Below are 23118 nucleotides of genomic sequence, written 5' to 3' on the forward strand. Positions count from 1 at the left end.
GGCAGGGGGCGGAGGACGGCGGCGTCGTCATGTCGTCGACGCTACGAACCGGCGGGTGCGGGCCCGACCAGGGGACGGTTAGCGCTCGGGAAAGTCCGGGTCCGCGGGCAGCAGCAGGGTGAAGGTCGGCGGGGTGGTGCGGGTGAGGGCCAGCCGCCCGCCCTGGGCCTCGGCGAGGCTGCGGGCCAGCGCCAGCCCGATCCCGTGTCCCGCGGCGTGGGGCGCGCGGCGGGCGAAGAGCTCGGTCTCGGGGACGACGATGCCGTCGCCCCGGTCGGCGACGTCGATCGCGACGGCGCCGCCGAGGTCCCGCACCGCGACGGTGACGGGCTCCCGGCCGTGGCGGACGGCGTTGTCGACGAGCACCGCCACCACCTGGCGGACCGCGGCCGTGGACGCCCACACCGCGGGCAGGTCGGGATCGGCCGCGATCCGCAGGTCGTGTCCCGCCCACCCGCGGTCGAGCTCGGCGAGCAGGGCCGGGAGGTCGAGGGCGGTCCGCACCGTCTCGGTGTCGCGGGCGAGCGCGAGGAGGTCCTCGATCGTGCGGTGGAGCCCGTCGGCGGCCCGGACGGCCTCACGCATGGCCGCCCGCGGGTCCGTGTCCGGGTCCTCCAGCGCGGTCTCCAGGGTCAGCCGGAGCCCCGCGAGCGGGGTGCGGAGCTGGTGGGAGGCGTCGGCGGTGAAGGCGCGTTCGCGGGCCACGAGGTCGCCCAGTCGCTGGGCGGTGGCGTCCAGGTCCGCGCCCACCGAGTCGATCTCGGGGATGCCGACGGCGGGGGAGCGGACGGTGAAGTCGCCGTCGCCGAGGCGCCGGGCCGCGCGGGAGAGCTGTTCGAGGGGACCCGCGAGCCTGCCCGCCTGGCGGCGGGCCACGAACCAGACCGCGGCCAGCGCCGCGGCGGCGAGGGCCAGCATCGCGGCCCAGGAGAGCCCGATCTTCGCGTACGACTCCGTCGGGGGCACGGTGACGCGGATCGCCCCGGCCCGCGGGTCGTCCCCGGTGACCGGGACGGCGACGATCCAGTCGTCGTCGGAGTCGCGGCCCACCGCCAGCGCGTCCGCGACCGACTGGTCCGCGGTGGCCGGTCCGCGCCCGAGCACACGGGTGCCGTCCCGGGCATACAGCGCGACGTCGGGACCGGACCCGAAGGTCGGGAGGACCGGGTCCTGGCCCTTCGCCAGCTCCACTGCCACGCTCAGCGCCGCGACGTCCGCGACCTGCGCGAGCTCGCCGCGCTCGTCGTTCTGGACGTAGGCGACCACGATCCCGGCGAGCGGGATGCCGAACAGGGCGACGGCCAGCGCGGCGGCGGCGAGGGTGAGCACGACGATGCGCCTGCGCACGGGCACCCCCTCACGGCCGGACGGTCGGGACGAGGCTACGGCCGCGGGTCGCACCGCGGTCGTCCGCTCCCGGTCTCGCTCGGTCGCCCTCACGGGGCGAGCGGGGTCTGCACGGGGTCGACGGTAGGAACCGCAGGGTTCGGGCCGGTTCCACGCGGGGCAAGCGGACGGCAAAATCAGGGCGGGTCCAGGCGGTACCCGTGCCCGCGCAGGGTGACGATGGTGGGCAGCCGCGCCGAGCCCCCGGCCTCGGCGAGCCTGCGGCGCAGCGCGGCGACGTGCACGTCGAGGGTCTTGGTCGAGCCGAACCAGTGCTCGTCCCACACCTCGGACATCAACGTCTCGCGGCTGACGGCGACGCCGGGCTCGGCGGCGAGCCGGGCGAGCAGCTCGTACTCCTTGGTGCGCAGCGTGACCTCGGTGCCGCCGACGGTGACCCGGCGGGCCGCCGTGTCGAGGGCCAGGTCACCGAGCGCGGGCGGTCCGCCCGGGGTCGCGGGTGCCCGCCGACGCAGGTGGGCGCGGACGCGGGCGTGCAGCTCGGCGAGCCGGACCGGCTTGGTCAGGTAGTCGTCCGCGCCCGCCTCCAGGCCGATGATCACGTCCATCTCCTCGGCCCGCGCGGTCAGCATCACCACCACCGCGTCGGGCTGGGCCGCGCGGAGCCCACGGCACACGGCGACGCCGTCGAGATCGGGCAGGCCCAGGTCCAGCAGCACCAGGTCCAGCGGGCCGCGGGCGGCCTCCGCGAGCGCGTCGCGGCCACGGGTGTGCCAGGCGATCTCGTGCCCGTGCGCGGCCAGGCTCGACGAGAGCGCGTGGCCGATCGTGTCGTCGTCCTCCACCAGCAGCAGCCGGGCCATGCCGGGAGCCTACGGCGACCCGCCCGGGCCGTAACGACACCGGGCGCGGAGACGACCGCCCCGGAGTGAGCCCCACCGTCGCTCTGCCGGACCGGCAGGCCGAGTTCCCATCGGGCCGGCGGTGAGGGCCGCGGCCGCGGTGCTGGTCCTGCTGCTGCTCACCGCGGGGTGCGGCTCGACGCTGGAGCGCCGCGTCGTCGACGGGGTGACCGACGGTGCGACCTCGGCACCCTTCTACCGGGTTCCGGATCCGCTGCCCGAGGCCGCGCCGGGCACCCTGATCCGCTCGGAACGCCTGCTCGGGGCCCCGGACGGAGCGGCGGCCTGGCGGGTGCTCTACCACTCCCGGGACGACCGGGGCGCCGACATCGCCGTCTCGGGCGTCGTCGTCGCCCCCACCGCGGCCCCGCCCCCGGGCGGCCGGACGGTCGTCTCGTGGGCCCACCCGACGACCGGGACCGCGCCGCGGTGCGCACCCTCGGCGGGCGACGCGCCGTTCAGCCTGATCGAGGGGCTGCAGGAGCTGCTCGCCGCCGGCTACGTGGTCGCGGCGACCGACTACCCGACGGCGCCCACCTACCTGATCGGCACGACGTCCTCCCAGGCCGTCCTCGACGCCGCCCGCGCGGCCCGCGCCGTGCCCGAGGCGGGCGCGGGGGACGGCCTGGTGCTGTGGGGGCACTCCCAGGGCGGGCACGCCGTGCTGTTCGCGGCCGAGCGCGCCGCGACCTACGCGCCCGAGCTGCGGCTGCGCGGGGTGGCGGCCGCGGCGCCCGCCGTCGAGCTGGCCGGGCTGCTGGACGCGGACATCGGGGATGTCTCGGGGGTCACGATCGGTGCCTACGCGTTCGCCGCCTACGCCGCGAACTACGGTGCGCCGCTGGACGCGATCCTGACCCCGGAGGCCGCGGCCGCGGTCCCGCAGATGGCGGCCCTGTGCCTGATCGGCCAGAACGACCGGCTCCACGCCCTCGCCGGGCCGTTGGTCGGGCACGACCTGCGGGCCGACCCGGCGACCGTCGAGCCGTGGGCGAGCCTGCTGCGCGAGAACACCCCGGGTCGGGACCGCATCCCGGTGCCGGTGTTCGTGGCGCAGGGCGGCGCGGACACCCTGGTCCGCCCCGACACCACCGCACGGTTCGTCGCCGCACAGTGCGCCGCGGGCGCGGAGCTCACGTCCGTGGTGGTCCCCGGCGCGGACCACGGCTCCATCGCCCTCGACGTCGTCCCGCAGCTGATCCGGTGGCTGGCCGCGCCGGGCGGCTCGACCTGCTGAGGAGGGGGAGCAGGTCGAGCCGCGGCGGCGGAGTCAGCCCGTGGAGAGACGGTTCTCCGCGACGGCACCCGGGTCGTAGCCGGGGTGCTGGAACATCTCGTGCAGCTGCCGCCTGCGAACGCCCATGTTGCCGCCGTCGTACACCGGGAAGCACAGGACGTCCTGCATGATCCCCGCGATCGGGGTGAGGTCGGTGTAGGCGTCGACGCCGACCAGCCGCATGGCGTCGTACACGACCTGCACCGAGGTCTCCGAGGCGAACACCTTCGTGATGTTGGCGAGCTCGCGGTCCTTGCCGCCGGTCTTGTCGAAGTGGTCCGCGGCCTTCCAGGACAGGTAGCGCGCCGCCTCGATGCGGATCTTGAGGTCGGCGAGCATGTAGCCCGCGTTCTGGTACTCGATCACCGGGTGCGGGCCGGAGCGGTTGTCGGTCTTGGCGAACTCGTAGGCGTAGTCGAACGCGGCCCGCATCCGGCCGACGCAGGCGGCGCCGATCGGGGCACAGGTCCAGGAGAACGCCGTCTTGACGATCTCCATCCCGTCCCCGGGCTTGCCGAGGATGTTGCCCGCGGGCACCCGGACGTCGGTGAACTCCAGGCGCGGCGAGATGGTCGCGCGGTGCCCGACCGTGTCGATGATCCCCGTGACCTCGATCCCCGGCGTCCCCTTCTCGATGACGATGACCGCGAGGGACTCGTGCGGCGGCTTGTCGGGGTCGGTGCGCACGACGAGGGTGAGGATGTCGGGCAGCTCCCGGTTCCAGCCGGTGCCGTTGGTCGTGTAGTGCTTCGCGCCGTTGATGACCCACTCGTCGCCCTCGAGCCGGGCGAAGGTCTGCACGCCGACCTTCGGGTCGACGGAGTCGAAGTTGGCGCCGCCGGTGACCTCGGTGAACCCGAAGGCCGCCAGCCGGGGGGTGCCGTCGGTGAACGGCCGGAGGAACCGCTCCTTCTGCTCGTGCGTGCCGAAGTGGATGATCGGCGCCAGGCCGAGCCCCGTGGCGAGGATGGCCGTCGGGGTGTTGATGTCGACCCGGGAGAGCTCCTCGGCGGCGAGGACGAAGGCGAGCGAGCTGAACTTCTGGCCGCCGTACTCGTCGGGGATCAGGGCGTTGAGAAACCCGGCATCGGCCATCTGCTGGTAGAACGGCTTGATCGCGTAGAACCGCTCCTCCGGGCCCGGGATGTCCGCGAGTGCGGCGGCGACCCCGCTCAGTACACCGTCGGCGAACTGCCGTGCACCCGCACGTACCTGCAGCTGCTGCTCGTCCAGGCTGAAGTCCAGTGGCATGGCCATTCCCTCGTGAACCGGCTCCGGCCCGGCCGGCCGGAGCGACGGTCGCAGTGTCGGACGAGGGGAGCCGCTCCTACTTGGACGAGACTGCGAGCGGACTGGAACCGATGTGCACACCTTCGCGCCTGCGCGCGCGGTACTCGCCGGGCAGACAGCCCAGCTGGGCCTTGAACACGCGGTTGAGGTGCGAGAGGTCGCAGAACCCCCACCGCGTGGCCGTGTCGGTCAGGGAGAGGCGTGCGGTGGCGCGGGTCAGCTCCTCGGCGCAGCCCTCGACGCGCAGCGCCATGACCGTCTGCGCGTAGGTGCGCTCGCCGCCCGCGTAGAGGCTGTGCAGCTTACGGACGGAGATGCCGAACCGCCGCGCCGTCCGCGCGGCCGAGAGATCGGTCGCGGTGCGGAGGTTCGCGGCGAGGTACCGGTTGATCGAGGCGCGCAGCGTCGCGTCCAGCGAGTCCCGGCTGGTGTCGCGCAGCCGGTCGTTGCCGCTCGCGGCCGCCGCGAGGAGGGCGGTGTAGGCGGACTCCGCGGCGTCGATGCCGGCGACGTCCAGCGAGTCGAGGTTCTTCCAGGTCGAGATCATCGTCGAGGCCACGATCGAGGCGAGGCCGTTCGCGCGGGCGTCGTGGGTGATCGAGGTCGCCCCCTCGGGGTCCGCGAGCAGCGGCGCCAGCTTCTCGCGGGGGACCCGGAAGGACAGGACCCGCCACTCCCGGAGACCGGGATCCTCGACGAACTCCAGGTCGTAGCGGCTCGTGGTGTCGAACAGCGCGAACCCGCCGGTCGGCACGACGCACGTCCGACCCCCTTGGCGGGCGACGCAGTGACCGGCCAGCTGGAGGTTGACGAAGACCTGGTGGGAATCGGTGCGCCGGACCTCGGCCTCGCCGTGGCGGATCAGCTGCGTGCGGGAGGACACCTCGGCGCAGTTCGTCGAGGTCAGCGGGGAGGACCGCACCCAGCTGGTGAGCCCCGGCTCCTCCGGCCCGGTCGCCCGGTGCGTGGCGGTGCGGTCCGAGGTCAAGGGCGTGAAGGCCTGGCAGATGACCTCGCGCCAGTAGCTGAACTGCTCGGCCACCGGGCGGTCGTTCGTCGTCCAGTAACGCATCGCCTTCGCCTCCCCGGGCCGCGGTGGACTGGGGGCGATCGTGCCGTGTGACCGAGACCGACACCACCCCTCGGACGCTACGGTCGGTCAAGAACTCCTCACCGCGGCCGCGGTGCCGGTGTGAGGGGCGCTGCTCGGTCTGTTCGGTCTGTTCAGTGCTGCTCGGCGATGACGCCGTAGCCCTCCATGGAGCGGGTGAACGGCAGGGCGGCGCCGTCGACGAAGGTGTCCGGGGTGAACGCGCGGTCGGCCATGACACCCCAGGCCCGACGGCGCTGCATCCCGAGGTTGCCCGCGTCGTAGAGGGAGAACACGGCGGCCTCGCGGTAGAACTTGGCCATCGGGAACTTGCGGTCCAACGCGTTGACCCCGACGACCCGCATGCAGTCGAACACGACGCTCTGCATGAGGTCGCCGCAGTACGTCTTGTTCATCCCGCCCAGCGCGTGCCCCTGGCCGGGGTGGGCGTCCATGTAGTGCGCGGTCTTCCAACAGAAGTAGCGCCCGGCCTCGATCTTGCTCGCGATCTCGGTGAGCAGGTTGCCCACGGCCTGGTGGCCGATGATCGGCGCCGAGCCGCCACCGGTGAAGGTGCGCGCCCACTTCAGCGTGAACTCGTAGGCGCCCCGGGCGACGCCGACGGCCGCGATCCCCGCGATCGGCCCCGACCACGTGAAGTTCTGGTTGATCAGCAGGTCGCCCGCGCCCTCGGCCAGCAGGTTCGTCTCCGGCACCCGCGCGCCCCGGAAGGTCATGGTCACGTTCTGGCAGGTGCGGTGCGCGATCTTGTCGATCACCTCGTACTCCACGCCGGGCGTGCCCCGTTCGACGAGGACGGCGCTGAGCGCCTCCTTGCCGCCGCCGTGCCGGTCGGTCCGGACGACGCACAGCGTCACGTCCGCCCCGCCGAGGTCCCAGCCGCCCGCGTTGCACGGCCAGTGCTTCTCGCCGTGCAGGACGTACTCGCCGCGCTTGCGGTCGTGCTCGGCGAGGAGCTGGATGCCCGCGCGCGGGCTGGGGTGGTCGAAGTTGGCCGTGCCGCCGCGCTCGCTGACGGCCCAGCCCGCGAGGAACCCGCCCCGCTCGTTGCCGGTGGCCCTGCGGAGCCAGGTCTCGCGCTGCTCCTCGGTCCCGAACGTGAGCAGCGGCAGCAGGGCGAGGCCGTTGACCAGGAGGACGGTCGGGAAACCCGGGTCCACCGCGCACAGCTCCTCGATCGCGATGAGGAAGTCGACGTTCGACGCCCCGCCGCCGCCGTACTCCTTCGGCAGGAACATCGTCGTCATGCCGCGGGCGGCGGCCTGCTCGTACACCGGCCGCATCGCCACGAAGGCCTGCTGCGGGTCGGCCAGGGCGTCCGCCGCCGCGGCCGCGGGGCGGAGCACCTCGTGCGCGAACTCGCGGGCCTCGTACTTGAGCTTCCTCTGTGCCGGGGTCAGGTCGAAGTCGACGGCCACAGCGTTCCTCCACGGTCGGTCGGGACGCCACGTCGTCGGGGCCGGGTCGTCGGGGCCGGGGCGTCGGCCCGGGAGGGCGCGGTCAGGCGCCGCCCGCGCCGTGGAGCAGACCGAGCGCGCCGCGCAGGCCGAGGTCGTTCTCGGCGATGTCCTCCAGGCTCGCCTCGTCGAGCACCGCGAAGTACGCGTCGAGCGCGCGGGCGAAGACGCTGCGCGCCCCGCAGACCCCAGCCACGCGACAGTAGCGGGCGGGGCCGAGGCACTCGACGACGGCGAAGTCCGACTCCATCGCGCGCATGACCGCGCCCACGGTGATCGTCGCCGGGTCGCGGACCAGCCGCACCCCGCCACCCCGGCCGCGCGTGGTCTCGACGAGCTCGGCGGCGGCCAGGCGGTTGACCACCTTGTCGAGGTGGTGTCGGGACACCCGGTGCGCCTCGGCCATCTCGCCCACCGACCCGCGCCGTCCGGGGGCCACTCTCAGGTAGAGGAGCACGCGCAGGGCGTAGTCCGCGTGGCTCGTGTGCTTCATGCCCTCGCTCGTCTCTCGGCTCTCCGGACGAACGGTACCCCGGCACCCCCGCCTGCGAGGGGGCCCGACCCCGCCCGGGAGGCGGGGTCGGGCCCGGACGCCGTCAGGCGACGATCGTGTCAATCGACTCGTGGTGCTTCTCGAACTTCACGTAGTCGTCCTCCATGATGGCCCGCGGGTTGAACAGCGGGTCGGCGAGGATGCCGTGCACGCGGCGGCGCTGCATGCCCATGTTGCCGCCGTCGTAGATCGGCAGCACCGAGGCCTCGCGGAGGATCTTGCCGAAGCCGTTCTTGGTCTCCAGGCTGTTCACCCCGACGATCTGCATGCACTTGAACACGCAGTCGAACATCATCTCGGTGACCTGGATCTTGTTCATCGCGCCGACCAGCTCCGCGTGCTGGTCGTGCTTGTCCAGGTAGTCCGCCGCGCGCCAGGAGAAGTAGCGGCCCATCTCGATCTTCGACGCCACGTCGCCGAGGACGTAGCCGACGTTCTGGAAGCCGATGATGGGCTTGAGCGCGCCGGCGGTGTTGCCCTTGGCGAAGTCGAGCGCCATCTCGTAGGCGGCCCGGGCCATGCCGACCGCGGCGATGGCGGCGATCGGGCCGGACCAGGCGAAGTTGCGGTTGATGACCAGGTCGCCGTTCCCGGCCGCACCGGGCAGCAGGTTCGCGGCCGGGATCCGGGCGTTCTCGAACACGATCTCGGCGTTGGACGCCAGGCGGTGCCCGGTCTTGTCGAGGTGGCGGTAGGTGACACCCGGGGTGTCGCGCTCCAGGACCAGGGCCGAGAGGCCCTCCGTACCGCCCTTCTCGGAGTCGGTGCGCACGATCAGCGTGCCCGCGTTCACGCCGCGCTCGTCCCAGCCCGCCGAGGAGGGCCAGTACTTGCGGCCGTTGACCACGTAGTCGTCGCCGTCCCGGACGGCGATCAGCCCGACGCCTGCGGGCCGGGGCAGCGGGATGTCGAAGTTCGCGGTGCCCGCGGGGTTGCCGGGGGGCTCGCTCGCCGTCCAGCCGCCGAGGTACTCGCCGGTCGGGTCGGAGGTCGCGGCGCCCAGGAACTTCGCCTTCTGCTCCTCGGTGCCGTACCAGGCGACCGGCATCAGTCCGAGCCCGTTGCACAGGACCGTGCAGGCGAACCCGGGATCGACCACGCAGATCTCCTCGGCGGCGATCGTCAGATCGACACAGGAGACCCCGCCGCCGCCGTACTCCGCGGGCAGCATGCACATCGCGATGCCGGCCTTGTAGGCCTCGATGTAGGCGGGCTTGGTCATCTGGAAGCCCTTGAGCGGGTCGGGCTCCGCGTCGGCCTCGGCCACGATCGGCTTGAGGACGTTCTCGGCGAACGCGCGGACGTCGTACTGCAGCTTCTTCTGCTCGTCGGACATCGTGAAGTTGATGGTCATGAGAGCTCCGATGGCGTCGACAGTGTCCAGTGGGTGGTGCTCGCCCTCGTGCGGGCCGGCTCCGCGGCGAACGCGAGAACGCTCGCGAATCCGCATTGCCGGTGCGTATTTGAACCGTTGCGCTGGGGTTGCGGAATGTTCCGCGCACCTCACAGCCCCGGCGGAGCCGGTGTGAGCCCGGGCACTCGGGCCCGACGCGGACGATCAGACCGTGCGGGCGGCCAGGACCGCGGGCATCCGGCGCAGCCGCTCCAGCAGGAGCGTGGCCTCGTCCGCGGTGAGCAGCACGGTGGTGCGCAGCTCGCTGGCCCGGGCGCCCTCGTGCACGTCCACGGTCAGGTCGCGCACGCGGTAGCGGCGGCCGCGGAGCATGGTGGTGACCCGCAGGACGCCGTCGAGCCCGGCCGTGACCTCGGCGACGACGGTGTGGTGCAGGGGGAGTGCGGCGGGCAGGGGACGGTCCAGGGTGTCGGCCATGACGGATCTCCTCGAGCGGGAAGGGGGGATCCGGACCAGGTCCCGGGCAGGCGCGTCGCGCGCACCGGCCTCCTGGCTCAGCCGGCGCGCCGAGTAATGATCTCGAGCGAGACGCGGAGGTCCCGGGTGCGCATGCCAGGGACGGTACCAGCCGCGCCGCCCGCCGATCCCGTCCGCCGCGGAGGTTTGGGCCGTCGGATTCGTGGCAAGGTGGGGATCATGACGGTGCGGAGGTCCCTGCGCGCGTGGCCGGTCCTGAGGCAGCTCACCGGTGCCGACCGGCTGGGCCGCGGGGCGGCGGCCCAGTCGCCGCGGCATCGCGGCATGGTGCCGCGCACCGCGGAGGCGGACCGGGTCGCGGGCTCCGTGTGTCCCTACTGCGCGGTCGGCTGCGCGCAGAAGGTGTACGTGCGAGACGAGCAGGTCGTGCAGATCGAGGGGGACCCGGACTCGCCGATCTCGCGCGGGCGGCTGTGCCCGAAGGGCTCCGCGAGCCTGCAGCTGGTCACCGGGCCGCAGCGGCTGGACAAGGTCCGCTACCGGGCGCCCTACGCCACCGAGTGGACCGAGCTGGACCTGCACGAGGCGATGGAGATGATCGCCGACCGGGTCGTGGACGCGCGGGCCCGCGGCTGGCAGGACCGTGACGGCAGGGGCAACCGGCTCAACCGCACCACGGGCCTGGCCGCGCTGGGCGGCGCGACCCTGGACAACGAGGAGAACTACCTCCTCAAGAAGCTGTTCACCGCCATGGGTGCGATCCAGATCGAGAACCAGGCCCGTATTTGACACTCCGCCACCGTCCCCGGTCTGGGGGCCTCCTTCGGTCGCGGCGGGGCGACGGACTACCAGCAGGACCTCGCCAACGCGGACTGCATCGTGATCATGGGCTCGAACATGGCCGAGGCCCATCCGGTGGGCTTCCAGTGGGTGATGGAGGCCAAGGGCCGCGGCGCGCGGGTGTTCCACGTCGACCCGCGGTTCACGCGCACCAGCGCCGTCGCGGACACCTACGTGCCGCTGCGCGCGGGATCGGACATCGCCTTCCTCGGCGGCGTGATCAACTACGTGCTCGAGAACGATCTCGCCTTCCACGAGTACGTCGCGGCCTACACGAACGCCTCGTTCCTGGTCCGTGAGGACTTCGCCGACACCGAGGACCTCGACGGGCTGTTCTCCGGCTACGACCCCGAGACCGCCACCTACGACCGCAGCAGCTGGTTCTACGAGGGGGCGGAGCCCGGCGTCGAGGACGAGGAGCGGGCCCGGTCCCAGACCCAGCCGCTGCAGTCCGGTGCCGGCGGAGCGGGGGGCGGCACGGCGGGGGAGGTCCCGCGCGACCCGACGCTGCAGGACCCGCGGTGCGTCTACCAGATCCTCAAGCGGCACTTCGCCCGCTACACCCCGGAGATGGTCGAACGCGTGTGCGGCACGCCGCGCGCGCAGTTCCTCGAGGTGTGCCGGGCCTGGACGGCGAACTCGAACCGCGAGCGGACCACGGCGCTGGTGTACAGCGTGGGCTGGACGCAGCACAGCGTGGGCGCGCAGTACATCCGGACCGGGGCGATCCTGCAGCTGCTGCTGGGCAACATCGGCAGGCCGGGGGGCGGGGTGTTCGCGCTGCGCGGGCACGCCAGCATCCAGGGCTCCACCGACATCCCGACGCTGTTCAACCTGCTGCCCGGCTACCTGGCCATGCCGGACGACTCGCACTCCGACCTCGCCGCCTGGATCGCCGACCAGCGCACGGGCGGCCACAAGGGGTACGGCTACGACGTCGACGCCCACCTCGTCTCGCTGCTCAAGGAGTACTTCGGAGACGCGGCCACGCCGGAGAACGACTTCGGGTTCGGCTGGCTCCCGCGCATCAACGGGGACCACGGCACCTACCGGACCGTCATGGACATGATCGACGGGAAGGTGTTCGGCTACTTCGTGCTGGGCCAGAACCCCGCCGTCGGCTCCGCGCACGGCAAGCTGCAGCGGCTCGGGCTGGCCGCCCTCGAGTGGCTCGTCGTCCGTGACCTCAACGAGATCGAGACGGCCACCTTCTGGCAGGACTCCCCGGAGGTCGAGACCGGCGAGATCGTCCCCGAGCGGTGCCGCACCGAGGTGTTCCTCATGCCCGCGGCCTCGCACGTGGAGAAGGAGGGCACCTTCACCCAGACCCAGCGGATGCTGCAGTGGCGCACCAAGGCCCTCGAACCGACGGGCGACCGCCGCTCCGAGCTGTGGTTCGCCTACCACCTGGGCAGGCTGGTCCGGGAGCGGCTCGCGGACTCCACCGACGAGCGTGACCTGCCGATGCAGAAGCTGGCCTGGGACTACGCGACCGAGCCGGGGCCGGACGGGCCCGGACCGTGGGACGAGCCGTCGGCGGACGACGTCCTGCGCCGCATCAACGGCTACGACCTGACCACCGGCGAGCTGCTGTCGAGCTACCTGCCGCTCAAGGCGGACGGGAGCACGTCGGCGGGCTGCTGGATCTACACCGGGGTCTACGCCGACGGCGTCAACCAGGCCGCGCGCCGCACGCCCCACACCGAGCAGGGCCCCTACGACGCCGAGTGGGGCTGGACCTGGCCGCTCAACCGGCGGGTCCTCTACAACCGGGCCTCGGCCGATCCCGAGGGCAGGCCGTGGAGCGAACGCAAGAAGCTGGTGTGGTGGGACGCCGAGCGGGGCGAGTGGACCGGGCACGACGTGCCGGACTTCCCGCGGAACACCCCGCCCGGGCACGTCGCGCCGCAGGGGTCCACCGGGCCCGACGCGCTCGGCGGCGACGACGCGTTCATCATGCAGGCGGACGGCAAGGCCTGGCTGTTCGCGCCGCACGGCGTGCTCGACGGCCCGCTGCCCACCCACTACGAGCCGCACGAGTCGCCGATCCGCAACCCGCTCTACACCCAGCAGGGGAACCCGACGCGCGTGGTCTACGGGCGCCCGGACAACCCGTCCAACCCCGCTCCGCCCGAGGGCGGGAGCGAGGCCTTCCCGTACGTGCTCACCGCGGCGCGGCTCACCGAGCACCACACCGCGGGCGGGATGAGCAGGCAGCTGCCGTACCTGGCCGAGCTGCAGCCCGCGCTGTTCGTCGAGGTCTCGCCCGAGCTGGCCCGCGAGCGCGGGCTCGAGCACCTGGGGGAGGCGCACGTGGTCACCAGCCGGGCGGCGGTGCAGGCCCGGGTGATGGTCACCGACCGGATGCGGCCGCTGCGGATCGACGGCCGCACGATCCACCAGGTCTGGCTGCCCTACCACTTCGGCCACACGGGCCTGGTGCGCGGGGACGTCGTGAACGACCTGTTCGGCGTCGTCGAGGACCCGAACGTCTTCATCCAGGAGAGCAAGGTCGCGACCTGCGACGTGCGGCCGGGCCCCCGGCCGCGCGGGGCGGCGCTGACCGCGCTGCTGGAGCAGGTCCGGGCCGCGGCGGGGGTCACCGTCGAGACGGGGACGCGCATCGCCACGGCGATCGGGACGCCACACGTCGAGGAGGACTCATGAGCAACCGGTGGTCGGGTCCGTTGCACGACGTCGCGGCCGACGCGGGGCACGTCGACCCGCCACCGCGGGTGGGCTTCTTCACCGACACCTCGGTGTGCATCGGCTGCAAGGCCTGCGAGGTCGCCTGCAAGGAGTGGAACGCCGTCCCCGAGGACGGCCTGGACCTGCTCGGCATGTCCTTCGACAACACCGGCGCGCTCGGGGCGGACTCGTGGCGGCACGTCGCGTTCGTCGAGCAGCCGCGCAGGCTCGGCCACCAGGAGACCGGGTTCGCGGGCCTGCCGACGGGACCCAGTGGCATCCCGGAGACCGCGGTCGCGGTCGAGCCGCGGCTACGGGAGGCGCCGCGCGGCGGGGCCGAGCTGGGCACGAGCCCGCTGCCGGGGCGGACGGAGCCGCAGGCACTCGGCATGCCCGGTTTCGACCGGCCCGGGGACGCGACCGGCGCCGAGTCGCGCACGGACTTCCGCTGGCTCATGGCCAGCGACGTGTGCAAGCACTGCACCCACGCGGGCTGTCTGGACGTGTGTCCCACCGGCGCCCTGTTCCGCACCGAGTTCGGCACGGTCGTGGTGCAGCAGGACATCTGCAACGGCTGCGGCTACTGCGTCTCGGGCTGCCCCTACGGCGTGATCGACCGCCGCGAGGGAGACGGCCGGGCGCAGAAGTGCACCCTCTGCTACGACCGGCTCTCCGGCGGGCTCGAACCGGCCTGTGCCAAGGCCTGCCCCACCGACTCCATCCAGTTCGGCGAGCTGGACGAGCTGCGCGAACGTGCCGCGCGCCGGGTCGAACAGCTGCACGAGCTCGGGGTGCCCGAGGCGCGGCTCTACGGGCACGACCCGAACGACGGCGTGGGTGGCGACGGCGCCTTCTTCCTGCTGCTCGACGAGCCCGAGGTGTACGGCCTGCCGCCGAACCCGGTGGTCCCCACCCGGGACGCCGCGGCGATGTGGAAGCGGGCGGGGCTGGCCGCGGCGGCGTTCGCGGTCGCGGGCGTGGCCGCGTTCCTGGGGGAGGGGCGGCGGTGACCGGTCCGGACGAGGAGCGGACCGCCGCCGAGGCCGGGGTCGTCGCGGAGCGGCCCAGCGACGCGGGTGGCAGCGCGGCCCGCGAGGCGGAGATGTTCCAGGGTGGCCGCAGGCGGCAGGGCGGGGAGCAGACGGTCGTCCCCGAGGCGGAGTTCGAGTCCTACTACGGCCGTCCCGTCCTGAAGCCGCCGGTGTGGGAGTGGAAGATCGCCGCCTACCTGTTCTGCGGGGGCCTCGCGGCGGGATCCTCGGTCGTCGCGGCCGGGGCGGACCTGACGGGCCGCGCCGCGTTGCGCCGCTCCGCGCGGCTCGGGTCGTTGGGCGGCCTGCTGGCGAGCCTGTACTTCCTGGTCACGGACCTGGGTCGCCCCGCGCGGTTCCACCACATGCTGCGGGTGCTCAAGCCCACCTCGCCGATGAGCGTGGGCACCTGGATCCTCAGCGCCTACGGACCCGGGGCCGGGGCCGCCGCCGTCGCCGAGCTCGTCCCGCGCCGGTGGCGCCGGACCTGGCCCGCCCGTCTGCTGCAACGGCTGGCGCGCCCGGCGGGGCTGGGCGCCGCGGCCACGGCGCCGGGCGTCGCGTCCTACACCGCGGTGTTGTTGTCGCACACCGCCGTTCCCGCGTGGAACGAGGTCCGGGACGAGCTGCCCTTCGTGTTCGCCGGGTCCGCCGCGGCCAGTGGCGGCGGCCTCGGCATGGTGGCCGCGCCGGTGGCCGAGGCCGGCGGCGCCCGGGGGTTCGCCGCGGCCGGGGCGGCCACCGAGCTGCTCGCGTCGCGGATCATGGAACACCGGCTCGGGCTGGTCGGCGAGGTCTACCGCACGGGCCACGTCGCCCGGCTCCGCCGCGCCTCCGAGGTGCTCACCGCGGCCGGCCTGGTCGGCACCCTGACGGTGGCCCGGCGCGGCCGCGCCGGGGCCGCGGCCTCGGGTCTGGCGCTCCTCGCCGGCAGCGCGCTGCAACGGTTCGGGGTGTTCGAGGCCGGTGTGGAGTCCACGAAGGACCCCCGCTACGTCGTGATCCCGCAACGCGGCTAGCCCGTGCGTGGTAAGTGGTGCTCTGGCACCACTTACCACGCACGAGCGCCGCAGGTCGACCGCGCCGGACCGCGCCGGACGACGGCGGGTCGCGGCCGGGCGAGAGGTACCCCGGCGCCGATGGCGTCTTCTCATCACGGCCTCGTCGTCGTGGGCACGGGGTCCGGGAACATGGTGGTCGACTCGTCCTCACGACGCGGCGGGCTACGCGTCCGCTACGCCCAGGGCCGCGTGGTGATCGCGGAGTCCTTCGCCTCGCCGTACTCCTCGCGCAGCGCGGGCAGCAGGGTGGTCCGCGCGAACTCCAGGTAGTCGGGCTGCATCTCCCCGCCGATCTCGACGAGCGCGACATGCGTGAAGCCCGCGTCGACGAACGGGCGCACCGCCTCGACGTGGGCGGACACGTCCGGGCCGCAGGGGATCGCCGCGGCGACGTCCTCGCGCCGGACGAACTCGGTGGCGGCGGCGAACCCGGCGGTGCCGGGGAGCTCGGCGTTGACCTTCCAGCCCCCGCCGAACCAGCGGAAGAGCGCGTGGGCGCGGTCGGTGGCGGCCTCGGCGTCGGGCCCCCAGCTGGTGGGCTGCTGCCCGATCTTGGGCAGGTCCGTCCCGGCGGCGGCGTCCCACCGCTCGACCAGGCCGGGCTCGGGCTGCACGGCGACCATGGCGTCGGCGACCGGGGCGTAGCGGTCGATCGACCGGGCGCCGGAGACGGCGATCGCGAGCGGGACGCCGCCCTCGGGCAGGTCCCAGATCTTGGCGGAGTCGACGCGGTAGTGCGGGCCCTCGTGGGTGACGTACCCGCCTGCGAGGAGCCTGCGGATGACGGTGACGGCCTCGTCGAGCATGTCCTGGCGGACGTCGGCGGTGGGCCATCCCCGCCCGACGACGTGTTCGTTGAGGTTCTCCCCGGAGCCGAGCCCGAGGGTGAAGCGGCCCTCGGACAGCAGGGCCACAGTGGCGGCCTTCTGCGCGACGACGGCGGGGTGGTAGCGCATGATCGGGCAGGTCACGTAGGTCATCAGGGGGAGGCGCTCGGTGGCGGTGGCGACCGCGCCGAGCACGCTCCACGCGTAGGGGGCGTGGCCCATCTCGTCGAGCCACGGGAAGTAGTGGTCGCTCATCACCGCGAAGTCGAAGCCCGCGCGTTCGGCCCCGACGGCGTCGGCGACGAGGTCGCGCGGCCCGCGCTGCTCGGTCATCAGGGTGTAGCCGAAGGAGGTCATGGCGGTCGGTTACCCGCGATCCGGCCTCTCGCACCCGGGGCCGGGCCGCCGAGTACCGGGTCGTGTCCCGGGTACCCGGCGGCATGGTGGAACGCATCGACACCGTCGTGCTCGACGTCGACGGCACTCTCGTGGACACGAACTACCAGCACGCCCTGAGCTGGTACCGGGCGTTCCTGCGGTTCGACGTCGTGCTGCCGGTCTGGCGGCTGCACCGGGCGATCGGGATGGGCGGTGACCAGATCGTGCCCGCGGTGGCCGGGTCCCGGTTCGAGCAGGAGCACGGCGACGACGTGCGCGCGGCCTGGGCCGAGGAGTTCGAGGCCCAGCTCCCCGAGATCCGGGCCTTCGACGGCGTCCGCGACCTGCTCACCGCGTTGCGCGGGACCGGGGTGCGGGTGGTCCTGGCCAGCTCGGGTGCGCCCGAGCACGTCGACGTCTACCTCGACCTGTTCGACGGCCGCGACCTGGCCGACGCGTGGACGACGAGCAAGGACGTCGACCGGACCAAGCCCGAGCCGGACCTGCTCCACGCGGCGGTCGAGCGGGTGGACGGACGGCGGGCGATGATGGTCGGGGACTCGGTGTGGGACTTCGTGGCGGCGGGCCGGGCGGGGTGGCCCGGTCTCGGCGTGCGCACCGGCGGGTTCTCCGCGGGCGAGCTCCGGGAGGCGGGCGCCCGGGAGGTGTACGACTCCCTCCCCGAGCTGCAGGAGGGCCTCGTCCGCGAGCTGCGCGGGTAGGCCAGGGTGTGCGGGTGACCCTCTCCCTGCGGCGGCTCCGCCGCTCCGTGCGCGCGGGCCGCTCCGACGCGCCCGGCCCCGCGATCGACCTGCTCGGCCGGATCGGGCTGGTCTCCTACGGCGTCGTGCACCTCGTGGTGGCCTGGCTGGCCGTGCGGGCGGCGCTGGGGGCGCCGGAGGGCTCGGCCGACGCCCAGGGCGCGGTCGCCGAGATCGCCGCGACCGGGGCCGGGGCGGTGGGCCTGGTGGTGATCGCCGTGGGGCTCGTCGCGTTCGCGGTCTGGCAGCTGTCGGCGGCGTGGTGGGGGTTTCGCTGGGTCTCCGGCGGCGAGCGGGTGCGCAAGCGGGTCGGCGCCGTCTCGAAGGCCGCCGCGATGCTCGCCCTCGCCGGTGTGACGGTGGCGTTCCTGTTCTCCGGCAGGCGCTCCGGGGACGCGGGCGCACGCGAGACGGTGGCCGACGTCCTGGTGCTGCCCGCGGGCAGGCTGCTGGTCCTGCTCGGCGGGGTGGTGATCGGGATCGTCGCGGTCACCATGACCTACACCGGGGTCCGGCGGACGTTCATGGGCGACCTGGACGTCCGGCGGGTGCCCCCGGCGGTGCGGCGCCTGATCGAGGTGGTCGGCGCGCTCGGGCACGTCGCCAGGGCGGTGGCGCTGGCCGTCGTCGGGATCCTGGTGGTGACCGCGGCGGTGGCCTCGGACGCGGAGCGGGCCGGCGGGCTCGACGCCGCGCTGCGGGCCCTCGCCGAGACCCCGCTCGGACCGTTCCTCGTCGTCGCCGTGGCGCTGGGCTTCGGGGCGTTCGGGCTCTACTGCGTCGCGGACGCGGCGCTGCGCCGCGCCTGACGCGCCCCGGTAGAGCGCGGTCCGCCCGGACGTCGGGTGGCGCGGAGGACGGGGTGGTCGGCCTCGGTCTGCGGTCCACCGCCCAGCGCCGCGCGTCGATCACGCGGGCCGCAGGCTGCTCTCCCCACGCTCCCAGCAGGAGAGCACCTGCTCGCCCATCCGCTCGCCGAGGAACAGGCTCGCGCGGATCCCGAACACCACGTCCGCGGCCAGCTCCGGCTCGGCGGCGAGCAGCGGGGCGAGGACCTGGCGGCGCACCACCTGCTCGTGCACGGCGTCGGCCTCCACGTGCTCGTCGTAGAAGTGGATCGCGGCCGGTCCGCACCCCAGCCGTCGCAGGGCGCGCACCAGCCGCTCCGAGCCGGGCGAGGAGGTCAGCTCGACCATCGCGAACTGGCCGACCGACGCGCCGCGCAGGCGGCGGTGCAGGCCGCACAGCGACATCAGGTTGACCTCGGCGAGGGTCGCCCCGGGCACCCGGTCGGTGTGGGCGCCGTAGCGGTCGGAGAGGCCGAGCTCGGTCATCATCTCGGCGAACAGCCGGGAGTGCATGCGCTCGGGGCGCCCGGAGCCGTACTCGTCGTGCTCCACGGTGACCAGGCCCGCCTTGGCCGCGCCGGTGAGCCGCGGGATCGCCCAGGCCTGCGGGTCGGCCTCCTTGAGGTGGTAGATCGAGCGGTGCACCACGTACTCGCGCAGCTGCTCGACGGTGCCCGCGCGGTGCAGGTGGTGGGAGACCCCGCGCACGTGCGGCCCCACGGGCTCGACGAGCAGGGCCTCGACCTCGGCGTCGACGTCCGCGCCGGGCCGGACGTCGGCGCGCAGCGCGGCCAGGAAGCGGGTCTCGAGGCCGCGGCGCAGGGCCAGCAGGTCGGGGTCCCACTCCAGGGCGTCGTCGACCCCGGCGAAGCCGCGGTAGTGCAGCTCGTAGCAGCAGTGCAGGGCGAGCTGCAGGTCGTCGCCGTAGGGGTCCGCGGCGGCCGGGTCGACGGCGGCGGGTCGGCCGCCGCGCAGGGCGTCGAGGACCGCGGAGGACAGCGGTCCGCGGGCGGTGGGGAGCACCTGGCCCGCCAGGGCGGTGGTCATGCGCGTTCCTTGCGTCGGTGGGAGGCGTCGCAGATCGGGTAGCGCCTGCTGCGGCGGCAGTGGCACACGGCGGTCACGGCGCGGTCGGACCGTACGATGGTGCCGTCGGGCAGGGCCAGCTCGACCGGCCCGGTCACCAGGGCGGGGCCCTCCTCGGTGAGGGTGATGCGTGTCGGGTGCGTCGGCTCAGCCACGGCGGGCCTCCACGACGACGAGCTCCTCCAGCCGGTCGCCGGGCGCCACCAGCCCGCGGCGCTCGAGCAGGCCCGCCCGAGAGCGCATCACCGGGCCGAAGGGGATCCGGGAGCGGTCCACGACCGTCGCGTGCAGGCCTCGGCGTTCGAGCCGGTCGAGGGTGGCCTGCGGGCCGCAGACCTGCGAGTGCACGATCATCAGGATCCCGTCGTCGGTGAGGTGGTCCGGGGCGGCGTCGCAGATCCGGTCCAGGACCGCGCGTCCGTCGGGGCCCGCGTCCCAGCTGCGGGCGGCGCGGTGTCGCGGCAGCACGGCGGCCTCGGACGGCACGTAGGGCGGGTTCGCGACGATCATCCCGAACCGCCTGCCCGCGACCGGGGCGAACAGGTCGCCGCGGTGCACCCGGACCGGGGCGCGGCGCAGCAGGCAGTTGAGCCGCGTGGTCGCGACGCAGCGGCGCGCGAGGTCGACCGCGGTCACCGATGCCGCGCCCGCCCGCCACGCGGCCAGGGCGAGGGCCCCGGTGCCGGTGCCGAGATCGAGGACGTCGCGTCCGGTGGCGGTCCCGGTGAGGTGGCCGGCGAGGAGGTCGGTGTCCGACTGGGCCCGGTACACGCCGGGCGGGCAGAGCAAGATCACGAGCGTCGTCCCTGGTGCTGTGGTGGAGGTGGCGAGAGTGCGGGCTACCCGCGCGTCGCGGGTCCAACCCGCCGGCAGGCGCCGCGCTGCGCGCCCCGGTGTTCTTCGGTAGACAGGACCCGTCATCGGCGCGGGTTCAGCCACGAGACCGCCCATCGCGATCCCGTGATGAGGAGTCCACTGTGGCGGAACGACCGGACGCCGGTGGGGTGGCGGAGCGCCCCGACCACCTGGAGCAGACGCTGACCGCGACGGCCCGCCGCGGGGCCGAGACCCTCGCCCGGACGTTGCACGCCCGCAGCGGCAGCGTCGACGACCTGGTGGCGGCCATCTGCGACCAGGCCGTGGACATCGTCGGCCCGGCGACGGCGGCGGGGGTCATCGTCGTCTCCGCCCGCCACCGGCTGACGACGGTGGCGGCGACCGGCCCGGCCCCCGCGGAGCTGGACCGTCTCCAGACCGAGACGGGCGAGGGACCCTGCCTGACCGCGGCGTCCGACCAGGTCGTGGTGCAGGTCCGGGACACGGTGGAGGAGGACCGGTGGCCCGCGTACGCCAAGACCGCGCAGCGGCTGGGCGTGCGGTCCGTGCTCTGTCTGCCGCTCGCGGCGGACGACAGGCTGCTGGGCACCCTCAGCCTCTACGCCGAGGCTCCGGAGGCCTTCGGGGACGTCGACGGCTCCGCGGTGGCACTGCTGACCGCCCTGGCGAGCATCGCGCTCGCCCAGACCCGGCTCATCGAACAGCTGCGGGACGCCCTGACCAACCGCGACCGCATCGGGCAGGCCAAGGGCGTCCTGATGGCGCGCTACGAGCTGGGGCCGGACGAGGCGTTCGCGCTGCTGCGGCAGTACTCGCAGGACCGCAACGTCAAGCTGGCCGACCTGGCCGACCGGGTGGCCGCGCACCGGGGCTTCCCGACCTGAGGCGGGCGGTTCAGGGCGGCCGCAGCTCGTCGGAGTAGGCGACCGGTTGGCGGCCCCAGTGGTCGACGAACCAGTCGTTGAGCGCGGCGGCGACCATGTCGTGCTCCAGGCACGCCGGTTCGCGCTGCAGCGCGACGGTGGCGGCGAGGTCGTCGAGGGTCATGGTCGCGCCGAGGGCGACCGAGGCGAGCCACAGGTCGGTGATGCTCATGTCGCTGAGGGCGAGACCGGCGCGGAGCGCGTGGGCGGAGAGCATCGATGCCTCGGGTCCCGGGCCGCCGTCGACACCTGTCACCCCGGAGAGGTTCCCCCGCGGACCCGGCTCGAACCGTCCGTGTCCGACCCGGCGGCCGCAGCGGCCCGGTGTCACGCGCCGACCACTCGGACGGCCGCCAGGGCCGGGACTGCCTGCAGGACGGCCGGGCGACGGCGAGCGGCGGGTGCGGGGGAGTTCATGTCCGGGTGCTACCCGGGCGCCCCGCGCCCACACCGCCCCGGTCAGACCGCGGGCCGACCGATGCCCGTCAGCGCCGGGGCGAGGTGCTGCAGCATCGCGACCCCGGTCGCGAAGTCCGCGGCGACCGGGCTCACCCGCACGTGGTCGGCACCCGCCGCCCGGTGCGCGGCGATCTGCCGGGCGATGTCGTCCGCGGTGCCGTAGGCGACGACCTCGTCGAGCACCTCGTCGGCGACCTCGTCGACGGCCCGCTCCGCGAACCCCAGGTCGCGCAGGGTGGCCGCGTACGCCGGAGCCGCCGCGTAGACCTGCCGAAGGAACGCCCGCGCGCCCTCGCGCGCGGTGTCCCGGTCCTCGCCGACGAGCGCGGGGAGTCCCACGGCCAGCAGCGGATCCGGCCCGAGCACGGCCCGGGCCTGCGCTGTGTGCGCCACCGGTTGCAGCGTGGGGATCGCGCCGTCCGCGACGTCCCGGGCGACCTCGAGCATGCGCGGGCCGTTGGCCGCCAGCACCCGGGCGTACGGTGCGTCGAGCTCGGGGGCGATGGGCACCTCGACGGGCATCCGCTCGAGGTAGGCCCGCGCGGTCGCGGCGGGTCGACGGAACTCGCGGCCCACCGCTTCGGCCTGGAACGGGTAGCCGATGCCGAACCCGGCGACGAACCGGCCGGGGAACGCCTGGGCCAGGTAGGTCGCACCGCCGTGCGCGGTCTCCGGGGCGCGGGCCCACATGTTCAGGACGCCGGCGGCGAAGGTCGCGCGCTCGGTCGCGGCGAGCAGGATCGCGAGTTGGGTCAGGCCGTCCTTGCCGCCGACCCCCTCGTTCGTCCAGATCGACGCGTAGCCCGCCCGTTCCAGGTCGCGCGCGGCCACACGCTGGTCGGGCACGGTCGGCTGCGGGGCGAAGGGGACGTTCGGCAGCATGGCGCCGACCGGGCCCAGGGACCGCTTCGCCTGCTCCACGACGGACATGGCACACCTCCTCGACACGGAAACGGCGGGGCCCGCCGTTTCTCGGTGAACGCTACGATACGGCGGACCCCGCCGTTTCGCACCCACCCTGTCCGCGTCCCCGAGGAGGTTCCGTGTCCGCACCCCGACGCGCCGACGCGCGGCGCAACCACGAGCTCATCCTCGGCGTCGCCGAAGCCGAGGTCGCCGCCCACGGGGCCGGAGCCTCGCTCGAGCAGATCGCGCGGGTCGCGGGCGTCGGTTCGGCGACCGTGCGCAGGCACTTCCCCACCCGTCGCGCCCTGTTGGAGGCGGTCTCCCGAGAGCGTGTGGAGGCCCTGCGCCGCAGCGCGATCGCCCTCGCGGAGGCCCCCGAGCCCCGGGCGGCCCTGCTGACCTGGCTCGACGAGCTCCTCGAGTACTCGGTCACCGCGCGGGGCCTCGCGCCCGCGCTCCTCGACGGTGAGCCGTTCGCCGACTCGCCCGCGAGCAGCGGCTGCGCCGTGCTGCTCGCCGACGCGGCGGATCCGCTGCTGCGGAAGGCGGTCGCCGAGGGGGCCGTCGCAGCAGACGTCACGGTGTCCGAGCTGATCACGCTGGTCGTCGGGATCGTGCTGGCCGCCGAGCACCTCGCCGACCCGGGCACGAGCGCCCGCCGGCTCCTCGGTCTCGCGGTGACCGGGCTGGCGCCCGCCGGCTGAGG

Annotated in this window: 22 protein-coding genes; 8 read left to right on the forward strand and 14 right to left on the reverse strand. The window is 74.1% G+C overall.

Annotated features, from left to right (window positions below; translation table 11 throughout):
- Positions 1 to 78 precede the first annotated feature (78 nt).
- Both L3X23_RS02230 and L3X23_RS02235 read right to left on the reverse strand, forming a co-directional pair.
- A complete protein-coding gene (locus L3X23_RS02230) occupies positions 79 to 1347 on the reverse strand; it encodes a HAMP domain-containing sensor histidine kinase (RefSeq protein ID WP_237190424.1) in 1269 nt (422 codons plus the stop codon).
- A gap of 176 nt (positions 1348 to 1523) precedes the next feature.
- The gene (locus L3X23_RS02235; protein WP_237190426.1) at positions 1524 to 2210 is read right to left on the reverse strand and encodes a response regulator transcription factor; all 687 of its coding nucleotides are present in this window, start codon (positions 2208 to 2210) and stop codon (positions 1524 to 1526) included.
- 121 nt (positions 2211 to 2331) lie between these two features.
- Here L3X23_RS02235 and L3X23_RS02240 point away from each other — a divergent pair, with 121 nt between their 5' ends.
- Positions 2332 to 3486, forward strand: coding sequence for a lipase family protein (locus tag L3X23_RS02240; RefSeq protein WP_237190428.1), 1155 nt, complete (start codon positions 2332 to 2334; stop codon positions 3484 to 3486).
- 33 nt (positions 3487 to 3519) lie between these two features.
- Here the strand turns inward: L3X23_RS02240 and L3X23_RS02245 are convergent, their stop codons facing one another.
- From L3X23_RS02245 to L3X23_RS02270, 6 genes are all read right to left on the reverse strand, one after another.
- The gene (locus L3X23_RS02245) at positions 3520 to 4776 is read right to left on the reverse strand and encodes an acyl-CoA dehydrogenase family protein (RefSeq protein ID WP_237190430.1); all 1257 of its coding nucleotides are present in this window, start codon (positions 4774 to 4776) and stop codon (positions 3520 to 3522) included.
- Positions 4777 to 4852: 76 nt separating this feature from the next.
- The gene (locus tag L3X23_RS02250; protein ID WP_237190431.1) at positions 4853 to 5887 is read right to left on the reverse strand and encodes a helix-turn-helix domain-containing protein; all 1035 of its coding nucleotides are present in this window, start codon (positions 5885 to 5887) and stop codon (positions 4853 to 4855) included.
- A 152-nt stretch (positions 5888 to 6039) separates the two neighbouring features.
- A complete protein-coding gene (locus tag L3X23_RS02255) occupies positions 6040 to 7344 on the reverse strand; it encodes an acyl-CoA dehydrogenase family protein (protein ID WP_237190433.1) in 1305 nt (434 codons plus the stop codon).
- 82 nt (positions 7345 to 7426) lie between these two features.
- A complete protein-coding gene (locus tag L3X23_RS02260) occupies positions 7427 to 7876 on the reverse strand; it encodes an Rrf2 family transcriptional regulator (RefSeq protein ID WP_237190435.1) in 450 nt (149 codons plus the stop codon).
- Positions 7877 to 7979: 103 nt separating this feature from the next.
- The gene (locus tag L3X23_RS02265) at positions 7980 to 9290 is read right to left on the reverse strand and encodes an acyl-CoA dehydrogenase family protein (RefSeq protein WP_237190437.1); all 1311 of its coding nucleotides are present in this window, start codon (positions 9288 to 9290) and stop codon (positions 7980 to 7982) included.
- A 204-nt stretch (positions 9291 to 9494) separates the two neighbouring features.
- Positions 9495 to 9767 carry a hypothetical protein gene (locus L3X23_RS02270; protein WP_237190439.1) on the reverse strand — a complete coding sequence of 91 codons (273 nt, stop codon included), beginning with the start codon at positions 9765 to 9767 and terminating at the stop codon, positions 9495 to 9497.
- A 219-nt stretch (positions 9768 to 9986) separates the two neighbouring features.
- Here L3X23_RS02270 and fdh point away from each other — a divergent pair, with 219 nt between their 5' ends.
- The 3 genes from fdh to nrfD all read left to right on the forward strand — a co-directional run bounded on the left by fdh (position 9987) and on the right by nrfD (position 15345).
- The gene (gene fdh / locus L3X23_RS02275; RefSeq protein ID WP_237190449.1) at positions 9987 to 13274 is read left to right on the forward strand and encodes a formate dehydrogenase; all 3288 of its coding nucleotides are present in this window, start codon (positions 9987 to 9989) and stop codon (positions 13272 to 13274) included.
- Positions 13271 to 14305: a 4Fe-4S dicluster domain-containing protein gene (locus tag L3X23_RS02280; RefSeq protein WP_237190451.1), complete on the forward strand. Its 1035-nt coding sequence runs from the start codon at positions 13271 to 13273 to the stop codon at positions 14303 to 14305. The genes fdh and L3X23_RS02280 overlap by 4 nt, the downstream gene beginning before the upstream one ends.
- Before the next feature lie 92 nt (positions 14306 to 14397).
- Positions 14398 to 15345 carry an NrfD/PsrC family molybdoenzyme membrane anchor subunit gene (gene nrfD / locus L3X23_RS02285; protein ID WP_237197912.1) on the forward strand — a complete coding sequence of 316 codons (948 nt, stop codon included), beginning with the start codon at positions 14398 to 14400 and terminating at the stop codon, positions 15343 to 15345.
- A 215-nt stretch (positions 15346 to 15560) separates the two neighbouring features.
- Here nrfD and L3X23_RS02290 read toward each other — a convergent pair whose 3' ends face one another.
- Positions 15561 to 16571, reverse strand: a complete 1011-nt coding sequence (locus L3X23_RS02290) for a TIGR03557 family F420-dependent LLM class oxidoreductase (RefSeq protein WP_237190459.1) — start codon at positions 16569 to 16571, stop codon at positions 15561 to 15563.
- Between the two features lie 62 nt (positions 16572 to 16633).
- On the opposite strand from L3X23_RS02290, the gene L3X23_RS02295 reads away from it, so the two are divergent.
- Positions 16634 to 17314, forward strand: a complete 681-nt coding sequence (locus tag L3X23_RS02295) for an HAD family hydrolase (protein WP_374204811.1) — start codon at positions 16634 to 16636, stop codon at positions 17312 to 17314.
- Positions 17315 to 17328: 14 nt separating this feature from the next.
- Entirely contained in the window at positions 17329 to 18162 is an 834-nt protein-coding gene (locus L3X23_RS02300) for a DUF1206 domain-containing protein (protein ID WP_237190460.1), read from the forward strand.
- Between the two features lie 99 nt (positions 18163 to 18261).
- On the opposite strand, the gene L3X23_RS02305 is transcribed toward L3X23_RS02300, so the two are convergent.
- Genes L3X23_RS02305 through L3X23_RS02315 form a run of 3 tightly spaced genes read right to left on the reverse strand, consistent with a single transcriptional unit; the run spans position 18262 to position 20082 of the window.
- The gene (locus tag L3X23_RS02305) at positions 18262 to 19248 is read right to left on the reverse strand and encodes an iron-containing redox enzyme family protein (RefSeq protein ID WP_237190461.1); all 987 of its coding nucleotides are present in this window, start codon (positions 19246 to 19248) and stop codon (positions 18262 to 18264) included.
- Positions 19245 to 19442, reverse strand: a complete 198-nt coding sequence (locus L3X23_RS02310) for a CDGSH iron-sulfur domain-containing protein (protein ID WP_237190462.1) — start codon at positions 19440 to 19442, stop codon at positions 19245 to 19247. The genes L3X23_RS02305 and L3X23_RS02310 overlap by 4 nt, the downstream gene beginning before the upstream one ends.
- On the reverse strand, positions 19435 to 20082 hold the full coding sequence (locus tag L3X23_RS02315) for a HemK2/MTQ2 family protein methyltransferase (RefSeq protein WP_237190463.1): 648 nt from the start codon (positions 20080 to 20082) through the stop codon (positions 19435 to 19437). Before L3X23_RS02315 ends, L3X23_RS02310 begins: the two co-directional genes overlap by 8 nt.
- Before the next feature lie 182 nt (positions 20083 to 20264).
- Between L3X23_RS02315 and L3X23_RS02320 the strand changes: the two genes are divergently transcribed.
- Positions 20265 to 21008, forward strand: coding sequence for a GAF and ANTAR domain-containing protein (locus tag L3X23_RS02320; protein ID WP_237190464.1), 744 nt, complete (start codon positions 20265 to 20267; stop codon positions 21006 to 21008).
- A gap of 10 nt (positions 21009 to 21018) precedes the next feature.
- Here the strand turns inward: L3X23_RS02320 and L3X23_RS02325 are convergent, their stop codons facing one another.
- Together L3X23_RS02325 and L3X23_RS02330 are read right to left on the reverse strand one after the other, a co-directional pair.
- On the reverse strand, positions 21019 to 21303 hold the full coding sequence (locus tag L3X23_RS02325) for a hypothetical protein (RefSeq protein ID WP_237190465.1): 285 nt from the start codon (positions 21301 to 21303) through the stop codon (positions 21019 to 21021).
- A gap of 203 nt (positions 21304 to 21506) precedes the next feature.
- Positions 21507 to 22436 (reverse strand): LLM class flavin-dependent oxidoreductase, encoded by a 930-nt coding sequence (locus L3X23_RS02330; protein WP_237190466.1) that lies wholly within the window; start codon positions 22434 to 22436, stop codon positions 21507 to 21509.
- 113 nt (positions 22437 to 22549) lie between these two features.
- Between L3X23_RS02330 and L3X23_RS02335 the strand changes: the two genes are divergently transcribed.
- Positions 22550 to 23116, forward strand: coding sequence for a TetR/AcrR family transcriptional regulator (locus tag L3X23_RS02335; protein WP_237190469.1), 567 nt, complete (start codon positions 22550 to 22552; stop codon positions 23114 to 23116).
- The last annotated feature ends 2 nt before the right edge of the window (positions 23117 to 23118 follow it).

Source organism: Pseudonocardia sp. WMMC193 (genome assembly GCF_021728735.1).
Taxonomy (GTDB): domain Bacteria; phylum Actinomycetota; class Actinomycetes; order Mycobacteriales; family Pseudonocardiaceae; genus Pseudonocardia; species Pseudonocardia oroxyli.